The following is a 14,162-nucleotide window of genomic DNA, read 5'->3' on the forward strand; positions in this document are numbered from 1 at the left end:
CCCCCATCCCCCACCGGCCCCTACGACACCACGTCCTTCCGCGCGAACCCGCGGAACGCCAGCGCGAGCAGCACCACCGCGTACGACAGCGACAGCGAGACGCCCTGCACCATGCCGCCCCACTCCAACTGCGGCTGCAGGGCGTCCGCCCACGCGTACTGCCAGTGCGCGGGCAGCCACTCCCGCAGGCTCCCGAGCGCCGTGACGGCGTCCAGCACCCCGGTGATGATCGATGCGAACACCGCGCCGCCCACCGCCCCCAACGGCGCGTCCGTCGCCGTCGAGAGCCAGAAGGCCAGCGCCCCGACCGCGATCTCGCTCAGGAACACGAAGGCCACGGCGACGGCCAGCCTGGGCAGCGCCTCCGCGGCCGGCAGGCTGACGCCGGCCGGGAGCTTCAGGTCCCCCCAGCCGTACGCGGCCGTCCCCACGACCAGCCCGATCGCCGGCAGCATGACCACCGCGACCGCCGAGAACGCCATCCCCACCACGAACTTGCGCGCCAGCAGCCGCGCCCGCGGCACCGGCGCGGCCAGCAGGTAGCGCAGCGAGGACCAGCTGGCCTCCGAGGCCACCGTGTCCCCGCAGAACAGCGCGACCGGGATCACGAGCATGAACCCGGTGCCCATGAACAGCATCGTGGTGGCGAAGTTGGCCCCGGACGCGGTGGCCAGTTCGATGAACGTGGTCCGGTCCTGCCGCCCGGGCGTGCCGCCGATCTGGAACGCCGCCAGGACGATGAACGGCATCGCCGCCAGCACCCCGCCGATCACCAGCGTCCGGCGCCGCCGCAGCTGCCGCACGGCCTCGACCCGCAGCGGCAGCGTCCGCCCCGCCCGGTACCCCTCGGCGTGGTCCGCCGAAACGACGCCGCTCACGCCCCACCTCCGATCAACGACAGGAACGCGTCCTCCAGCCGGCGCTGCGGCCCGGCACTCTCCACCGGTACCCCGAGCCGCACCAGCTCGGCCACCAGCTCGCTCGCCGCCAGCCCGTCCAGCCGCACCAGCAGCCCGCCCTCCAGGACCTCCGCCGAACCGACCCCGGCCAGCGCGCCCACCTTCTCGACGACCGTCTCCGGCGCGAACGACGAGGCGACACCGACCATCAGCAGCTCCCCGGCCCCGACGATGTCGCCGACGGCGCCCGTCGTCACCAGCCGCCCGCGGTCCATCACGACCAGGTCGGTGCAGCTCTGCTCCACCTCGGACAGCAGGTGACTCGACACGATGACGGTCCGCCCGGCCGCCGCGTACCGGATCATCACCTCCCGCATCTCGCGGATCTGCGGCGGGTCGAGCCCGTTGGTCGGCTCGTCCAGGATCAGCAGGTCCGGCAGCCCCAGCATGGCCTGGGCGATCGCGAGCCGTTGCCGCATGCCCTGCGAGTACGTCCGCACCGCGCGGTCGAGCGCCCCGCCGAGCCCGGCGATCTCCAGCGCCTCGGCGAAGTGCGCGTCCCCCTCCGGGCGTCCGGTGGCCTGCCAGTACAGCCGCAGGTTGGCCCGCCCGCTGAGGTGCGGCAGGAAGCCCGCACCCTCGACGAACGCACCGACCCGCGACAGCACCGGCGCGCCGGGCCGCACGAGGTGCCCGAAGATCCGGATCTCGCCCGCGTCCGGACGGATCAGGCCCATCAGCATCCGCAGGGTCGTGGTCTTGCCCGCGCCGTTCGGCCCGAGCAGCCCGAGCACCTGCCCCTGCTCGACCCGGAAGCCCAGGTCCCGTACGGCGTACCGGTCCACCGAGCCCTTGTAGCGCTTGCTGAGCCCGGTGATCTGCAGCGGAACGTCACCGAGCGCCGGGTCGTACGCCGGCCCGCCGGCCCTCCGCGCGCGCCGCCGCAGCCGGGGCGCAAGCACCAGCCCGAGCGCGACCACCACGGCGGCCACCGGCAGCAGCCACGTCCGCGCGGGCAGCGGCGTCGCCTCGGTGACGAGCTCCTCGACGGTCGGCGCGTTCAGCGCCCCCGCCACCGCCACCCGGTAGGTGGCCGGCTCGGCGGGCGAGGCGTACGCGAGGTCGGTGCTCGCCAGCACGAGCCGCAGCCGGTGTCCCGCCGCGAAGGTGTGATCGACGGCCGGAAGTACAACCGTGACCGTCCGCCCCGCATCCGCCCCCGTGACCCGCAACGGCTCCGCCAACTGCTGCGGCAGCACCGCCTTCCCGTCCGGCCCGACGTCGTACAGCTTCGCGAACAGCACCGCGTCCGGCCGGTCCGCCCGCACCCGGACGGGCACGGTCGGCTGCCCGGTCAGGTGCAGCTGGCCGTCCAGCGGCGCCGACTCGAACGACGCGTTCTGCCCGGGGAAGTCCAGCGACAGCCCGGCCCCGAGCGAGGCCGCCTGGCTGAGTGCCCCGATCCCCGGCAGCGTCGAGATCCCGGGCGGAGCACCGCCCGGCGGGTTGGCGAGCGTCTTCTCACCGCCGCCCAGCTGCACCGACCGCGAACCGGTACCGCCCAGCCCCGGGTACCTGTCCGCCGTGGCGCCGCGCAGCACGGCCTGGAACCCGGTCGAGTCGACACCACCGGTCCGGGTGACCCGGAACGCCGGCCCGGTGTCGTTCCCGCGCCCGCGCAGGTAGTGGTCGAACCACGCAGTCACCCGGTCGTCCACCCGGGCGCTCGTGTCGGTGCCCCCGTCGTGCCCGCCCGCGAACCAGTCCACCGAGACGGGCGCGCCGTTGGCCGCCACCGCCCGCGCGATCTCGTCCCCCTGGTCCAGCGGGAACAGCGAGTCCTGCTGCCCCTGCACCACCAGCGTCGGCACCTTGATCTGCCCGGCCACCGAGGACGGACTCGACCGGTCCAGCAGCGCGACGGCCTCCGGATCGGCGTGCCCGGTCGTGGCGACCCGGTCGTACATCTGGCAGAGCGACTCCAGGAACCGCCCGCACCCGACCGGCCCGCCGTCGTCCGCCGTGGGCCGGCCGCCCTCGCGCGGCGCGCCCCCGGACGGCCCGAGGTCGCCCGCCGCGCCGGTCGTGAAGAAGATCCCGGCCCACAGCTTCTTGAACACCCCGTCGGTCGCGCCCGCCCCCTGCACACCCTGCGGGAACAGCGCGTCGGCCAGGTTCCACCACGTGATCTGGGTGGCCACCGCGTCGATCCGGTGGTCGTACGCGGCCGCCAGCAGCGAGATCGCGCCGCCGTACGAGGCGCCGGTGATGCCGACGCGCGGGTCGCCCGGCCCGTCGAGCTGCACCTCGGGCCGCTGGGCCAGCCAGTCCACCAGGTGCTTGACGTCCTCGACCTCGCGGTCGGGCGCGTTGAGCCCGATCTTCCCGCCCGAGTGCCCGAAGCCGCGCGCCGACCAGGTCAGCACCGCGTACCCCTGCCGGGCCAGCTGCTCGGCCCGGTCGCGCTCGCCCTCCTTGGAGCCGCCGAAGCCGTGCGCGAGCAGGACCGCCGGGCGCGGGGTGGAGCCGGTGGTGAAGAACGAGGTGTCCAGCTGCACCTGCTGGGCGCTGCCGGGTGTCTCCGGCATGCTGAGAAAACGATCCTCCTCGTGGACCGTCTGCTCACCACCGGCCGCCACCGCCGCCGTGCCGATCCCCGCGACGGCCACCAGGGCCACCGCACCGGCCAGCAGTCTCCGCCGCGCCACCGCACCGCGACCGCGCCACCGGCGCCACGCGCCACCGAACTCCATGGCCGTTGATCGTAATGGCCGCACGGGTAGGCGTCCGATAAAGCCCCCGCCCCAACCGCTGCCCGTTTCACCCGGTTCCACCCCGCTATGCCCGGGTATCGTACGGCTCACCCGACCCCAGTCCCCCGGCGAGGTACCCGTGCTCTGGCCGCTGATCACCCTGCTCGCCACCATCGTCGCCACCCTGGCGATCGGCTGGACCGTCGACCAGGTCCTCCAGCGCGTCGCCGCCCGCCACCCCGGGGCCCCGGTCTGGCCGCTGCTCCGCCGCTGCCGCATCCCCCTCCAACTCACCGTCGTCACAGCCCTGTTGCTCGCCGCCAATCCACTGAAGCGGATCTTCCGCCTGAAGAACGACGACGGCGCACACCACGTGCTCCTCCTGCTCCTGCTCGCCTCCCTCGGCTGGCTGACCGCCCGCGTCGTGGTGGCACTCCTGGAGGCCCTGCTCAGCCGTTACGAGACGGTCACCGCTGACCCGGCCCGCATGCAGCGCGTGCACACCCAGATCAGCATGCTGCGCCGGGGGGTGAGCGCCGCCATCGTCGTCGTGACGATCGCCGTGATGCTGCTGACCTTCTCCGCGATGCGCACCGTCGGCGCCAGCCTGCTCGCCTCCGCCGGCATCATCGGCATCGTCGCGGGCATCGCCGCCCAGAGCGCCCTGGGCAACTTCTTCGCCGGCCTGCAGATCGCCTTCGGGGACACCGTCCGGATCGGCGACACCGTGGTGATGGACGGCCAGCAGGGCACCGTCGAGGAGATCACCCTCTCCTACCTGGTGGTCCGGCTCTGGGACTACCGGCGCCTGATCGTCCCGGTCTCCTACTTCGTCAACAAGCCGTTCGAGAACTGGACCCGCCGCGAACCCGGCCTCCTCGCCACGGTCCTGCTCCACCTCGACCACACGACCCCGGTCGACACCCTGCGCGAGGCCTTCCACACCCGCCTGGAGGCCCACCCCCTCTGGGACGGCGCCGAGTGGGCCCTCAACGTCACCGACACCACCCCCAACACCATCGTCGTCCGCGCCACCATGACCGCCCGCAACCCCGACGACGCCGCCCAACTCCGCTTCGACATCCGCGAACACCTCATCGCCTACCTGCGCGACGAACACCCCACCGCCCTCCCCCGCCTCCGCACCACCCCCTGACCAACGCCCTCCCCGTCCCCCGAACGCGAAATCCCCGCGCCCCCGAAAGGGGCGCGGGGAACTGCGCGACCAGCCGCCCACCACGCCGCAGCCCCGCTCCCAGCGGTCCCCACGGCTCCCGAAGGGCCTACAGCACTCGCGTCATCGTCCGGTGCGGAATCCCGGCATCGTCATACACCGGCCCCTCCGCCGCGTACCCCAGCCGCTCGTAGAACCCGAGCGCCTGGACCTGCGCGTGCAGCTCCAGCTCGACCGCTCCGCGCTCGACCCCCGCCGCCTCGATCGCCCGCACCAGCGAGACCCCCAGCCCGGTCCCCCGGGCAGCCTTCACCACCGCGAGCCGCCCCAGCAGCGCCCGCCCCGGGACACCGCCGGTGAGCTCCAGCGCAGCGTCCCCGTGGATCAGCCGCCCGGTCCCGAGCGCAGTGCCGTCCGCCCCGACCGCCAGCAGGTGCACCGACGTGGCGTCGTACGCGTCGTACTCCAGCTCCTCCGGCACGTTCTGCTCGACGACGAACACCTCCCGCCGGACCGCCCGCGCCAGGTCCAGGTCCGCGACGCTCTCCGCGACCCGGATCCCGACCGCTGCCGCCATCTCAGCTCTCCGCCGCGATGATGTCGAGCGCCTTCCGCAGGTCCGCCGGGTACTCGCTGGAGAACTCCACCCACTGCCCGTCCGCCGGGTGCTCGAACCCGAGCGAGACGGCGTGCAGCCACTGCCGGGTCAGCCCCAGTCGCTTGGCGAGCGTCGGGTCGGCGCCGTAGGTGAGGTCGCCCACGCACGGGTGCCGCAGCGCGGACATGTGCACCCGGATCTGGTGGGTGCGGCCGGTCTCCAGCTTGACGTCGAGCAGCGAGGCGGCCCGGTAGGCCTCGATCAGGTCGTAGTGCGTGACGGACGGCTTGCCCTCCCGCGTGACCGCCCACTTCCAGTCCGAGCTGGGGTGCCGCCCGATCGGCGCGTCGACGGTCCCGCTCAGCGGGTCCGGGTGCCCCTGGACGAGCGTGTGGTAGCGCTTCGCGGTGACGCGGTCGTGGAACTGCCGCTTCAGATCGGTGTACGCGCGCTCCGACTTGGCCACGACCATCAGGCCCGAGGTGCCGACGTCGAGCCGGTGCACGATGCCCTGCCGCTCGGCCGCGCCGGAGGTGGAGATCCGGTAGCCGGCCGCGGCGAGGCCGCCGATCACGGTGGGGCCGGTCCACCCGGGGCTCGGGTGCGCGGCGACGCCGACGGGCTTGTCGACGAGCACGATGTCCTCGTCCTCGTGGACGATCCGCATGCCGTCGACCGGCTCGGCGACGATCTGGACCGGGGCGGCGGGGGCGGGGATCTCGACCTCCAGCCAGGAGCCGGCGGTCACCCGGTCCGACTTGCCGGCCACGGTGCCGTCGAGCGTCACCTTGCCGTCGGCGGCCAACTCGGCGGCCTTGGTCCGGGAAAAGCCGAACATCCGGGCGAGGGCGGCGTCGAGGCGCTCGCCCTCCAGGCCGTCGGGTACGGGGAGGCTGCGGATCTGCGCTGCGGTACTCACCCGTACGAGTATGCCGGAAGGCGGCTCCCACCTTCCGCCGTCCCTCCCGGCTCCCCCGTTCCCCCGGCGTTCGCGCCCCTACTTCTCCGTCTTCTCCGCCTGCTGGTGCACGGTCCCGTCCGGGTTGCTCCCGCGGAACGACAGCAGCACGACCAGGATCCCGCCGCACACGATCGCCGAGTCGGCGAGGTTGAAGACCGCGAAGTGCTGCACGGAGATGAAGTCCACGACGTGTCCGCGGAAGACCTCGGGCGCGCGGAACAGCCGGTCGGTGAGGTTGCCGAGGGCCCCGCCCAGCAGCAGCCCGAGCGCGATCGCCCACGGCAGGCTGTACAGCCTGCGGGCGATCCGCCAGATCACGACGATGACGGCGGAGGCGATCATGGTGAAGACGACGGTGAGCGCCTGGCCCATGCCGAACGCGGCACCGGAGTTGCGGATCACCTGGAAGGTGACGACGTCGCCGATGACCTTGATCGCCGCGTGGTTCTCCAGCCGGGCGACCACCAGCAGCTTGCTGCCGAGGTCGACCAGGAAGGCGAGCACGGCGACGACCAGCAGGACGCCGATCCGGCGCGGCCCCCTGGACTTCTCCGCCCCCGTGGCACCGTCCGCGGTGGCCGGCTCGACAGGGTCGACCACAGCCACCTCCACGGCATCGGCGGTCTTCGGGACGGCGTCGTCCCGGGTCTGGGGGGAACCTTGCGTACTGATGATCCGCTCCGCTGCCGATGGGCCGGTGCCGGCCTGACCACACCCACGGGCGGATGTCCCAGGCGACGTTACGGGGTCGAGCGTACGGCAAGCCCGCCCCCCGGCGCCGCGTCGGTCGGCCGACTGATCGGCCCGCCGCCACCCGGCCTTCCGTTCTCCGCCGCTCAGCGGCGTTCCTGCTTGGCCTTGCACTGCACGCAGAGCGTGGCCCGGGGGAAGGCCTGCATCCGGGCCTTGCCGATGGCCTGCCCGCAGGACTCGCAGACGCCGAAGCCGACGCCCTCCAGCCGGGCGAGGGCGTGCTCGGTCTGGGCGAGGCTGTCCCGGGCGTTGTTGGCGAGGGCGAGCTCGCTCTCCCGCGAGATGTTCTTCGTACCGGCGTCCACCTGGTCGTCGCCGGCTCCGTCGTTGGAGTCGCGCATCAGGCCGGAGATGGCGGCCTCGGCCGCGCCGATCTCGTTCTGCAGCCGCTCCAGCTCGCTGATCAGCTCGTTGTGCAGTTCGTGGACCTCCTCCGAGGTCCACGGCTCCTCGCCCGGGCGGACCGGCAGCGTGGCCGGGTCCACGGATTCGGCCCCGCGCAGCACGGTGACGGTGTCGGTGCTGGTGTTCTGCCGTGCGGTAGTGGTCACGGTCCCCTCCCCTGGATCGGCCGCCACGGCCTTGCGTGCCCGCTTGGTGGCGGTACCCGCGCCGATTGCCTTCTCAGCCATGGCTTCGACCCCATCTACGAACGAATCGAGCCGCCGGTTCCCGGCGGCTTCCAGTGCCGGAACGATAATCCCGATCAAAACCGGTCACAACATGACATACCGACGCCCCACCATGATCCCACCCAGGCAGCCGCCCCAACCGCCACGCCCCTCGCGCTGACCAGACATGTGCCCAGAACACCCCCTCCTAACCACCCCGCGACGCGCCCCCCGGAAGCACCCGCGACCCGCCCCTCGGCGCACCCCGCGAACCCCGCGCCGCCCTCCGCCACCGGGCCACGCCCGCCCCTCGCCGGACGAAACCGACTTGCGGCAGCCGATACACTGGGCCTGCAAGGCGCAGATGGGACGAGTACCGACGTACGCAGCCACCAGCGACCCGGGGACGGTGCGAGCCCGGGGGTGTGCACGACGGGAAGATCACCCCGGAGCCGCCGGAAGAACGGCCGATGCGGAGCCCGCAGCAGCCCACTAGACCCGGCAGCAAGCCCAAACAAGAGGGCCGCACGCAGCACCGCGGCCAAGGAGGGTGGTACCGCGGGGCGGCTCGCCGTCTCGTCCCTCCGTCGGATCCCGTCCACATCCGCCGGAGGTTTGACGCCCGCGATGACTACCTACAATTCCGTCCCCGCACAGGTGGACCTCCCTGCCCTGGAGCACCGGATCCTGTCCTTCTGGCAGGACAACAAGATCTTCCAGCGCAGCCTGGAGCAGTCCGAGGGCCGCCCCGAGTGGGTCTTCTACGAGGGCCCGCCGACCGCCAACGGCATGCCCGGCGCCCACCACATCGAGGCCCGCGTCTTCAAGGACGTCTTCCCGCGCTACCGGACGATGAAGGGCTTCCACGTCGCCCGCAAGGCCGGCTGGGACTGCCACGGCCTGCCGGTCGAGCTGGCCGTCGAGAAGGAGCTGGGCTTCTCCGGCAAGCAGGACATCGAGGCCTACGGCATCGCCGAGTTCAACGCCAAGTGCCGCGAGTCGGTGACCCGCCACACCGACGCGTTCACCGAGCTGACGACCCGCATGGGGTACTGGGTGGACCTCGACGAGGCCTACCGGACGATGGATCCGTCGTACGTCCAGTCCGTGTGGTGGTCGCTCAAGCAGATCTTCGACAAGGGCCTGCTGGTCCAGGACCACCGGGTCGCCCCCTGGTGCCCGCGCTGCGGCACCGGCCTGTCCGACCACGAGCTGGCCCAGGGCTACGAGACGGTCGTCGACCCCTCGGTGTACGTCCGCTTCCCGCTGACCGGCGGCCCGCTGGCCGGCCGGGCGGCACTGCTCGCCTGGACCACCACCCCGTGGACCCTGGTCTCCAACACCGCCGTCGCCGTGCACCCGGACGTCACCTACGTGGTGGCCACCGACGGCACCGAGCAACTGGTCGTCGCCGAGCCGCTGGTCGCCAAGGCCCTCGGCGAGGGCTGGGAGACCACCGGCGAGTCGTTCACCGGCGCCGAGATGGAGCGCTGGTCCTACCGGCGCCCGTTCGAGCTGGTCGACATCGAGGGCGCCCACTTCGTCCTCACCGCCGACTACGTCACCACCGAGGACGGCACCGGCATCGTCCACCAGGCCCCCGCCTTCGGCGCCGACGACCTCGCGACCTGTCGCAAGTACGGCCTGCCGGTGGTCAACCCGGTGCTCGCCGACGGCACCTTCGCGCCCGAGGTCCCGCTGGTCGGCGGCCAGTTCTTCAAGAAGGCCGACGAGGCTCTGGTCGCGGACCTCAAGGAGCGCGGCCTGCTCTTCCGCCACGTGGCGTACGAGCACAGCTACCCGCACTGCTGGCGCTGCCACACCGCGCTGCTCTACTACGCGCAGCCCTCGTGGTACATCCGGACCACCGCCGTCAAGGACGCGCTGATCCGCGAGAACGAGGCCACCAACTGGTTCCCGGAGACGGTCAAGCACGGCCGCTTCGGCGACTGGCTGAACAACAACATCGACTGGGCGCTCAGCCGCAACCGCTACTGGGGCACCCCGCTGCCGATCTGGCGCTGCGAGGAGGGCCACCTCACCTGCGTCGGCTCGCTGGCGGAGCTGACCGAGCTCACCGGCACCGACCAGAGCGGCCTCGACCCGCACCGCCCGTACATCGACGCGGTCACCTTCGCCTGCCGCCGGTGCGGCGGCACCTCGACCCGGGTGCCCGAGGTGATCGACGCCTGGTACGACTCGGGCTCGATGCCGTTCGCGCAGTACGGCTACCCGTACCAGAACAAGGAGCTGTTCGAGAAGCGCTACCCGGCGCAGTTCATCTCCGAGGCGATCGACCAGACCCGCGGCTGGTTCTACACGCTGATGGCGGTCGGCACCCTGGTGTTCGACAAGAACAGCTACGAGAACGTCGTCTGCCTGGGCCACATCCTGGCCGAGGACGGCCGCAAGATGTCCAAGCACCTGGGCAACATCCTGCAGCCGATCCCGCTCATGGACCAGCACGGCGCCGACGCGGTCCGCTGGTTCATGGCGGCCGGCGGCTCGCCCTGGTCGGCCCGCCGGGTCGGCCACGGCACGATCCAGGAGGTGGTCCGCAAGACCCTCCTCACCTACTGGAACACCGTCGCCTTCCAGGCCCTCTACGCCCGCACCACCGACTGGGCCCCCTCCGCGAGCGACCCGGCCCCCGCCGACCGCCCGCAGCTGGATCGCTGGGTGCTCTCCGAGCTGAACACCCTGATCCGCGAGGTCGACGCGGCGTTCGAGGCGTACGACACCCAGCGCGCCGGCAAGCTGCTGTCCGCGTTCGTCGACGACCTCTCCAACTGGTACGTCCGCCGCGGCCGCCGCCGCTTCTGGCAGGGCGACGCCGCCGCGCTCGCCACCCTGCACGAGGCACTGGAGACGGTCACCCGCCTGATGGCCCCGCTCACCCCGTTCATCACCGAGCAGGTCTGGCAGGACCTGGTCGTCCCGGTCGCCCCGGACGCCCCGGCCTCGGTGCACCTGGCCACCTGGCCGGTGGCGGACGAGACGCTGATCGACTCCGACCTCTCCCGGCACATGGCGCTGGTCCGCCGCCTGGTCGAGCTCGGCCGGGCCACCCGCGCCGAGTCCGGCGTGAAGACCCGTCAGCCGCTGTCCCGCGCACTGATCGCCGCCCAGGGCTGGGAGGAGCTGCCCGCCGACCTGCGTGCGCAGATCGCCGAGGAGCTCAACGTCTCCGCCCTGGAGTCGCTCGCCGAAGTCGGCGGCTCACTGGTCGACACGAGCGCCAAGGCCAACTTCCGCGCGCTGGGCAAGCGCTTCGGCAAGGGCGTCCAGGACGTCGCCAAGGCGGTCGCCGCCTCGGACGCCGCCCGGCTCGCCGCCGACCTGCGCGCCTCGGGCACCACCTCCGTCGAACTGAACGACGAGACGATCACCCTCTCTCCTGACGAGGTGATCATCACCGAGACCCCGCGCGAGGGCTGGGCCGTCGCCAACGAGTCCGGCGCCACCGTCGCCCTCGACCTGGCCATCACCCCGGAGCTCAGGCGGCTCGGCATCGCCCGCGACGCCATCCGCCAGATCCAGGAGGCCCGGAAGAACTCCGGCCTGGACGTCGCCGACCGCATCGTCCTCCGCTGGCGCGCCACCTCCGACGAGACGGCCGAGGCCATCGCCGAACACGGCCCCCTCGTCGCCGAAGAGGTCCTCGCCACCGACTTCGCCGCCGGCGCCGCCGACTGGAACTCCCCCGCCTTCACCGACGACTCCCTCGGCCTCGCCTTCCAACTCCGCAAGGCCTGACCCCAACCCCGCGCAGCCGCCGCCACCCACAAGGGCTGGCGGCGGCTGCGCCTTTCCCTCCCCGCTCCCCCGCGCCCCTCTCCCTCTTCTCGGCTCCCACGCCCCGAAAGGGGCGCGGAGAACTGCGCGCAGCGGAAGCCCTTCAATCTCACGCCCGATCCCCCACCCCCCATTCGCCCCCGTCCCCGCCCTGACCTCACACAAAAAGGCGCCCCCTCCCCAACCCGAAGGTCGGAAAGGGGACGCCCCCGAAGGCCCTGCTACAACCTCAGTTGTCGCCGTCCTCGTCGATCAGGAAGCCCCGCATCGGCGCCGGAGCCTGCTGCATCGGCTGCGGCGGCTGCGGTCGGACGGCCGCCATCGGCTGGGTCATCCCGGCCGGCTGCATCTGCGGTGCCCCGGTGCTGCCACCGTTCGACTGCCCGCCGAAGCTCGGCGCCGGCGAGTTCCCGCCGAAGGAGCTCTGCCCGCCGAAGGACGGCGAGTTCCCACCGAACGACGGCTGGTTCCCACCGAAGCTCGGCCCACTGCTCATCGCACCGGCACCGGCCGGAGCCATCGACGAGGCCGCCGGCGGCAGCGACGCGGTGGCGGGGATCCGCGGCGGAGCGAGCGAGTCGTCGGCCTGCGACTCCAGCTGACGGAGCTGGGTCTCCAGGTACGACTTCAGGCGCGTCCGGTACTCACGCTCGAACGCCCGCAGGTCCTCGACCTTGCGCTCCAGCGTCGCCCGCGCGGACTCCAGCGAGCCCATCGCGACGCGGTGCTTCTCCTGCGCGTCCCGCTCCAGGGCGTCGGCCTTGGCCCGGGCGTCGCGCTCCAGACCCTCGGCCCGGCTGCGCGCCTCGCCGACGATCTTGTTGGCCTCGGACCGGGCCTCGGAGATCGCCTGGTCGGCGGTCTGCTGAGCGAGCGCCAGCACACGCGCGGCACTGTCGCCGCCGGGGCCCTGCTGCTGCATCGGGCCGCCGAGCGGGCCGCCCATCTGCTGCGGGCCGCCCATGGGGCCGCCCATCGGCTGCATCTGCTGCTGGCCCATGCCCTGGCCCATCGGGTTGCCCATCTGCTGCGGGCCACCGGGGCCGCCCATGGGCTGGAGCATCTGGCCGCCCATCGGCTGGACCAGCTGCTGCTGGCCGCCCATGGTCTGGTTCATCTGCTGCTGCGGGCCGCCCATCTGCTGCGGGCCGGGGCCGGGCGGGAGCTGCGGAGCGCCGGAGGGCAGGCCGAGGGGCTGGTTGCCCATCTGCTGCTGCGGACCGCCGGGGCCCATCTGCTGGGGACCACCGGGGCCCATCTGCTGCGGGCCGCCCGGGCCCTGCTGGCCGGGGATCGGCGGGCCGGATATGGCGGCCGGAACGGGAGCACCGGGACGGGCGTCCTGCGGCGGTTCCTTCCGCATGTTGGCCTGGTTCTGCGCAGCGGCACGAGTCGCGGCGGCCAGCTTGGCCCGCAGGTCCTCGTTCTCCCGCAGGAGGCGGGTCAGCTCCGCCTCGACCTCGTCGAGGAAGGCATCGACCTCGTCCTCGTCATAGCCTTCACGCAGGCGGACGGTCGTGAACTGCTTGTTCCGAACGTCCTCGGGGGTCAATGGCATCTCTTCACCTCAACGTGATCGTCGGCACACCGGCATCCTGTCGCATCGCTCACCTACGACTAGGAGTGCACAAGCGATCTCAGGACAAACACAATGATCATCAGTACGAAGAACGACAGGTCGAGCGCCACGCCCCCGAGACGCAACGGCGGGATGAACCGCCGAAGAAGCTTGAGCGGCGGATCCGTGACAGTGTACGTGGCCTCCAGGACCAGGACCATGGCCCTGCCGGGCCGCCACGAACGCGCGAACTGGAAGACCCAGTCCATCACCAGCCGCACAAGCAGGAACACCAGGAAGACGGTCAGGGCGTAGTAGGCCACCGCCCACACGATCTCCATCGCGCCTCCCTCTCCCCGATCCCGGGCCCTGGGGCCCACCGCCTGTCGCTAACCCACTGTTGATCAGATCCACACGTAAAGTCGTGGCCGGGTCAGCTCTGGTTGAAGAACCCACCCTCGGCGATCCGAGCCTTGTCCTCCGCCGTGACATCGACGTTAGCAGGAGACAGCAGGAACACCTTCTGCGTCACGCGCTCGATACTGCCGTGCAGACCGAAGACGAGTCCAGCCGCGAAGTCTACGAGTCGCTTCGCATCAGTGTCGTCCATCTCGGTGAGATTCATGATCACCGGGGTCCCTCCGCGGAACTGTTCCCCGATGGTACGGGCCTCGTTGTAGGTCCGCGGGTGCAGCGTGGTGATGCGGTAGGGCTCTCGTTCGTTCACTACCTTCGGCATGATCACCGGGGCGCTCTTCTCCAGGTTGTGGCGGCGTTCGGGTGTGATGGACGACACTGGGGCCATCCTCGGGGCCTCCTGCCGGATCGGGACCGCCGCCGGCACCGGCTGCGGGGTGATCGAGGAGACCGGGGCGGGTGCCGCGGCAGGCCGGGGAATGTCCTCCGTCCGCACCGCCCCCGTTCGAATCGGCTCGGGGTCCGCGTCGTAGTCGTCGTCGGGGTCGTACCCCTGGCCGTCGTACGTCTCGTCCTCCACGAGGCCGAGGTAGACCGCCATCTTGCGCATCGCGCCGGCCATGCTCCTGTCTCCTCCGCTCGG

Annotated in this window: 11 protein-coding genes; 2 read left to right on the forward strand and 9 right to left on the reverse strand. The window is 72.1% G+C overall.

Features of this window, described 5'->3' with window-relative positions; genetic code table 11:
* Window positions 1–20: 20 nt before the first annotated feature.
* Together ACWCXH_RS06085 and ACWCXH_RS06090 are read right to left on the reverse strand one after the other, a co-directional pair.
* Window positions 21–878 (reverse strand): ABC transporter permease, encoded by an 858-nt coding sequence (locus ACWCXH_RS06085; RefSeq protein ID WP_449800122.1) that lies wholly within the window; start codon window positions 876–878, stop codon window positions 21–23.
* A complete protein-coding gene (locus ACWCXH_RS06090) occupies window positions 875–3,652 on the reverse strand; it encodes an alpha/beta fold hydrolase (RefSeq protein ID WP_449800123.1) in 2,778 nt (925 codons plus the stop codon). The genes ACWCXH_RS06085 and ACWCXH_RS06090 overlap by 4 nt, the downstream gene beginning before the upstream one ends.
* A 139-nt stretch (window positions 3,653–3,791) precedes the next feature.
* On the opposite strand from ACWCXH_RS06090, the gene ACWCXH_RS06095 reads away from it, so the two are divergent.
* Window positions 3,792–4,808, forward strand: coding sequence for a mechanosensitive ion channel family protein (locus tag ACWCXH_RS06095; RefSeq protein WP_449800124.1), 1,017 nt, complete (start codon window positions 3,792–3,794; stop codon window positions 4,806–4,808).
* Window positions 4,809–4,935: 127 nt separating this feature from the next.
* Here the strand turns inward: ACWCXH_RS06095 and ACWCXH_RS06100 are convergent, their stop codons facing one another.
* The 4 genes from ACWCXH_RS06100 to ACWCXH_RS06115 all read right to left on the reverse strand — a co-directional run bounded on the left by ACWCXH_RS06100 (window position 4,936) and on the right by ACWCXH_RS06115 (window position 7,689).
* Window positions 4,936–5,403 carry a GNAT family N-acetyltransferase gene (locus ACWCXH_RS06100; protein WP_449800125.1) on the reverse strand — a complete coding sequence of 156 codons (468 nt, stop codon included), beginning with the start codon at window positions 5,401–5,403 and terminating at the stop codon, window positions 4,936–4,938.
* Window position 5,404: 1 nt separating this feature from the next.
* On the reverse strand, window positions 5,405–6,343 hold the full coding sequence (locus tag ACWCXH_RS06105; protein WP_449800126.1) for an RluA family pseudouridine synthase: 939 nt from the start codon (window positions 6,341–6,343) through the stop codon (window positions 5,405–5,407).
* Window positions 6,344–6,421: 78 nt separating this feature from the next.
* Window positions 6,422–6,991 carry a signal peptidase II gene (lspA, locus tag ACWCXH_RS06110; RefSeq protein ID WP_449800305.1) on the reverse strand — a complete coding sequence of 190 codons (570 nt, stop codon included), beginning with the start codon at window positions 6,989–6,991 and terminating at the stop codon, window positions 6,422–6,424.
* 230 nt (window positions 6,992–7,221) lie between these two features.
* Window positions 7,222–7,689 (reverse strand): TraR/DksA family transcriptional regulator, encoded by a 468-nt coding sequence (locus tag ACWCXH_RS06115; RefSeq protein ID WP_449800127.1) that lies wholly within the window; start codon window positions 7,687–7,689, stop codon window positions 7,222–7,224.
* 687 nt (window positions 7,690–8,376) lie between these two features.
* Between ACWCXH_RS06115 and ileS the strand changes: the two genes are divergently transcribed.
* Window positions 8,377–11,505 (forward strand): isoleucine--tRNA ligase, encoded by a 3,129-nt coding sequence (ileS, locus tag ACWCXH_RS06120; RefSeq protein WP_449800128.1) that lies wholly within the window; start codon window positions 8,377–8,379, stop codon window positions 11,503–11,505.
* 268 nt (window positions 11,506–11,773) lie between these two features.
* On the opposite strand, the gene ACWCXH_RS06125 is transcribed toward ileS, so the two are convergent.
* The 3 genes from ACWCXH_RS06125 to ACWCXH_RS06135 form a co-directional block, all read right to left on the reverse strand.
* A complete protein-coding gene (locus tag ACWCXH_RS06125) occupies window positions 11,774–13,102 on the reverse strand; it encodes a DivIVA domain-containing protein (protein WP_449800129.1) in 1,329 nt (442 codons plus the stop codon).
* A gap of 59 nt (window positions 13,103–13,161) precedes the next feature.
* Complete coding sequence (locus tag ACWCXH_RS06130; protein ID WP_449800130.1) at window positions 13,162–13,443, reverse strand: YggT family protein; 282 nt, start codon at window positions 13,441–13,443, stop codon at window positions 13,162–13,164.
* Window positions 13,444–13,535: 92 nt separating this feature from the next.
* Complete coding sequence (locus tag ACWCXH_RS06135) at window positions 13,536–14,141, reverse strand: cell division protein SepF (protein ID WP_449800131.1); 606 nt, start codon at window positions 14,139–14,141, stop codon at window positions 13,536–13,538.
* Window positions 14,142–14,162: the final 21 nt, after the last annotated feature.

It is taken from the genome of Kitasatospora sp. NPDC001660, from assembly GCF_053596725.1.

Excerpts from the sequence above, each read along its gene's own strand:
- ACWCXH_RS06090 (WP_449800123.1), bottom strand. The coding sequence starts at position 3,652 with ATGGAGTTCGGTGGCGCGTGGCGCCGGTGGCGCGGTCGCGGTGCGGTG.
- ACWCXH_RS06100 (WP_449800125.1), bottom strand. The coding sequence starts at position 5,403 with ATGGCGGCAGCGGTCGGGATCCGGGTCGCGGAGAGCGTCGCGGACCTG.
- ileS (WP_449800128.1), top strand. The coding sequence starts at position 8,377 with ATGACTACCTACAATTCCGTCCCCGCACAGGTGGACCTCCCTGCCCTG.
- ACWCXH_RS06125 (WP_449800129.1), bottom strand. The coding sequence starts at position 13,102 with ATGCCATTGACCCCCGAGGACGTTCGGAACAAGCAGTTCACGACCGTC.
- ACWCXH_RS06130 (WP_449800130.1), bottom strand. The coding sequence starts at position 13,443 with ATGGAGATCGTGTGGGCGGTGGCCTACTACGCCCTGACCGTCTTCCTG.
- ACWCXH_RS06135 (WP_449800131.1), bottom strand. The coding sequence starts at position 14,141 with ATGGCCGGCGCGATGCGCAAGATGGCGGTCTACCTCGGCCTCGTGGAG.